Source organism: Phenylobacterium sp. (assembly GCF_030693805.1).
In the GTDB taxonomy this organism is placed as follows: domain Bacteria; phylum Pseudomonadota; class Alphaproteobacteria; order Caulobacterales; family Caulobacteraceae; genus Phenylobacterium.
On sequence record NZ_JAUXZW010000028.1, the window covers coordinates 1 to 3439 of the forward strand.

4 protein-coding genes are annotated in these 3439 nt (G+C 63.4%); 1 reads left to right on the forward strand and 3 read right to left on the reverse strand.

Going from position 1 to position 3439, the window contains the following annotated elements:
• From Q8M88_RS01360 to Q8M88_RS01370, 3 genes are all read right to left on the reverse strand, one after another.
• Positions 1 to 482 (reverse strand): helix-turn-helix domain-containing protein (locus Q8M88_RS01360; RefSeq protein ID WP_305594317.1); only part of this gene is annotated, 482 nt, incomplete at its 3' end.
• Complete coding sequence (locus Q8M88_RS01365) at positions 439 to 1365, reverse strand: metallophosphoesterase (protein WP_305594319.1); 927 nt, start codon at positions 1363 to 1365, stop codon at positions 439 to 441. The genes Q8M88_RS01365 and Q8M88_RS01360, both read right to left, overlap by 44 nt.
• Before the next feature lie 170 nt (positions 1366 to 1535).
• Positions 1536 to 1901 carry a hypothetical protein gene (locus tag Q8M88_RS01370; protein WP_305594321.1) on the reverse strand — a complete coding sequence of 122 codons (366 nt, stop codon included), beginning with the start codon at positions 1899 to 1901 and terminating at the stop codon, positions 1536 to 1538.
• Positions 1902 to 2472: 571 nt separating this feature from the next.
• Between Q8M88_RS01370 and recA the strand changes: the two genes are divergently transcribed.
• A partial coding sequence (gene recA, locus Q8M88_RS01375; RefSeq protein WP_305594323.1) for a recombinase RecA occupies positions 2473 to 3439 on the forward strand: 967 nt, incomplete at its 3' end.

Sequence of the window (3439 nt, forward strand, 5' to 3'; positions counted from 1 at the left end):
CCGCGAAAGCCGTGCTGTTCGTATTGGCTGAGCCACCGATAAAGCGTGCGTTTGCTGCACCCGATAGCCCGCGCTGCGACGGTGACTGCCGCGGCTCGCTCTGGCGACTGCGAGGGATGGGCGAGCGCAGGTGAGATGGCGTTCCAACGGTCAACGGCGACGCCCTCCTGCTCGACAGTCGCGCGCAGAGGAAGCGGCTGAGCATTATGAACAGCATCATCCACTGGTCGGAGATCGTCAGGCAGACTGGCGACGCTGACCTGATAAGCGAGCCCGCCGCGCGCGCGGAGGCGACGGACGCGGATCGCAGCATCACGCCAAGGCTTGCCTTGCGAGCCCAGCCTCAACGCCTTCCTGGCGGCCTGTACGCTGATGCCAGCAAGCTTGGCGAAGGCGTCCGTCGAGATCCACGGCTCTGATGCGCTGAAGCTCTCCATTTCAGACGGCGACAAAGTGAGCGGCCGACAGCGCTGGAGCGCCATCGAACCGATAGGAGACTAGGGGACCGCCCTTGGCCACGCTGTAATCAACGCACGCGACCCGGCGCGATGCGGGAGCCGGGGGTCCCTCGGGGTCGAACCAATAGTGTCCGATGAAGGTCGGGCGGTCTGGCTCCTCGATGCGGCTGTCTGGGGGAATATCGCCGTCCGGCAGCACGATCCCACTGGGACCGATGTAGGCCTCACCAAGGCTCACCAACTGCGGATCCCACCAGCGCGTGCGGATCGCGTTGCGGACGTGCCCGTCCTTGTCTGTGAACGTCGCGCCGCCTGGCAGCTCGACCTCTACGCCCTTCAGCAGCGTGTCGACCGCATCATGGATGGCCGAGCCAGGCCGGCTGGCGGCGTCGATGTCGCCTGGCGTCAGGCGCCCCTGATCGCCAAGATGCGACTTAAGGACTGCGGCGTGGCCGGGGCTCCAGCAGGCGTGCACGACACGAAAGCTCGACTCCTCGATCCACAGCGGCAGCTGATAGAACCAGTCGATCCATGCCCGGTGTTCTGGAGTGTCTGCGCCGACCTCGCTCAGGAAGGCCGCGTGTTGATGGCGATTCTTCTCGCCTTTAGGTCCCATGCGCGTCCGAAGGTGATCTCCCTCAATGTCTGCGTGCGGCGTCGCCCAGGCGATCGCATTGAGCTCGTGGTTACCCATAACGGCTCGAGCGGAGCCCGCATCGATCATCGCGCGGACCAGCTCAAGGGTTCGAAGCTGGCCTGGACCGCGGTCAATCAGGTCGCCGACGAAGACAGCGGTGCGCGCCGGATGGCGCCAGGCGCCGTTCAGACGGCGATAGCCGAGGGCTTGTAGAAGCGCTTCCAGTCGATCTGCGTGACCGTGGATGTCACCGATGATGTCGTGGCTCATAGCGCAGCCAGCCTTTCCTCGAACCCAAAGCATGGGTCGTCGATCTCAATTAGTCTGGGAGAAGGGCCTCGCTTGGGTCGCGGCGTTGGCGCGGCGGCCCGGAGGCGGTGAGCTATTGATTTCTTATAACGTAGGCGGGGGCAAGTGAGAATTTTGCGCTGAAGGCTTACCTACAGCCCCCAGTGCATTGGGCCACTGCGTCGACCGGAGCTCCCGTAGTAGGAGCCGCCATACAGGTACCAGTCCAATCCATCGAGATGAGCGAGAGCCGTTTCAGGGGTGATCGTCGCGGCGGCGGCTTCAGAAATCAGGCCGCGAGCCCAGCGCCCTGATTGGGTGAAGGCTTCATACTCGACGAAGTAACGCAGCCACAGTCGGCGGCACGTGCGACAGCGAAGGAGCCCCACGTCTGCGTAGCGGCCCTTCGTCTCATCACAGCCGCCGCCACCATAACTGTCGAACTCGGTGTATTGGGCCGCCGCCTCTTCGCAGGCGCAGCCCGTGAGGTCCGTCAGCGGCTGTGGTCGTGCATTCATGGATACCTCCAAGGGTGCGCGTGTCATCGCGCGACCCGTCCGTGTTCGCCCCGACGTGAGGCGATGTGATTTGGGGAGAGGCCAACGGATCGCGTTGATCACGCTGCGTTCCGAAGGTCTTGAGCTGTTGATTTCTTATAATCACTGCACGGGCAAGCCGTAATTTTCGGCGGCGCGTCGAATACTGTTGTCGGCAGATGGAGGGAGCAGAGGTTTCCCAATCGGTTTCCCTATCGTCCTGCAATCGAGAAACCTCGCGGAAGATTATCCTGTAAATTCAACAGCGGGTGTGTCATCGCGATCGGGAAACCACGTGCCCAAGCCAAGGAGAAACCACGCCCGCCCAGTTCGTTGATTTCGCTCCGAAGTCTGCACGTCCATTGACAGAACCTATGCGCCGTCAGTGTCAGTTCGTATGGGCGGTCCCACTAGGGAGAGCTTTTTCTGAAAAAGAACATCTTGCGAACCTGGAACAAAGCCGGTACGCATAGGTCCTTCGGCGAGCGGCGCTAAGGGGCGACGCGGAATGGCCGCCGGGGTTTGCGGAATCGTGGGATAAGGAGCGCTTGGGATGGGTCAGTCGGCTTTGAAACTCGTGGCGAAAGAAGACGGAGATAAGCAGCGGGCCCTCGAGGCCGCGCTGGCGCAGATCGATCGTGCCTTCGGCAAGGGCTCGGTGATGAAGCTGGGCGAGAAGGGCAAGGTCGTCGAGATCGAGTCCGTCTCCACCGGCTCGCTGGGCCTGGACCTGGCGCTTGGCATCGGCGGCCTACCGAAGGGCCGCGTGGTCGAGATCTACGGCCCGGAAAGCTCGGGCAAGACGACGCTGGCCCTGCATGTGGTGGCCGAGATCCAGAAGGCCGGCGGCACCGCGGCCTTCGTCGACGCCGAGCATGCGCTGGATCCGTCCTACGCCCACAAGCTGGGGGTCAACCTGGACGACCTGCTGGTCTCCCAGCCCGACACCGGCGAACAGGCCCTGGAGATCACCGACACCCTGGTGCGCTCGGGCGCGGTGGACATCATCGTCATCGACTCGGTGGCCGCGCTGACGCCCCGGGCCGTGATCGAGGGCGAGATGGGCGACAGCCTGCCCGGCCTGCAGGCGCGGCTGATGAGCCAGGCGCTGCGCAAGCTGACCGCGTCGATCTCCAAGTCGCGCACCATGGTCATCTTCATCAATCAGATCCGCATGAAGATCGGCGTCATGTACGGCTCGCCGGAAACCACCACCGGCGGCAACGCGCTGAAGTTCTATGCCTCGGTGCGCCTCGACATCCGTCGCATCGGCAGCATCAAGAAGGGCGACGAGGTGGTGGGCAACGAGACCCGCGTGAAGATCGTCAAGAACAAGATGGCTCCGCCGTTCAAGGAAGCGCTGTTCGAGATCCTCTACAACGAGGGCATTTCCAAGCTCGGCGAGCTGATCGACATCGGCGTGGAGAACAAGCTGGTCGACAAGGCCGGCGCCTGGTACGCCTACAAGGGCGACAAGATCGGCCAGGGCAAGGACAATGCGCGCGCCTTCCGGAAGGAGC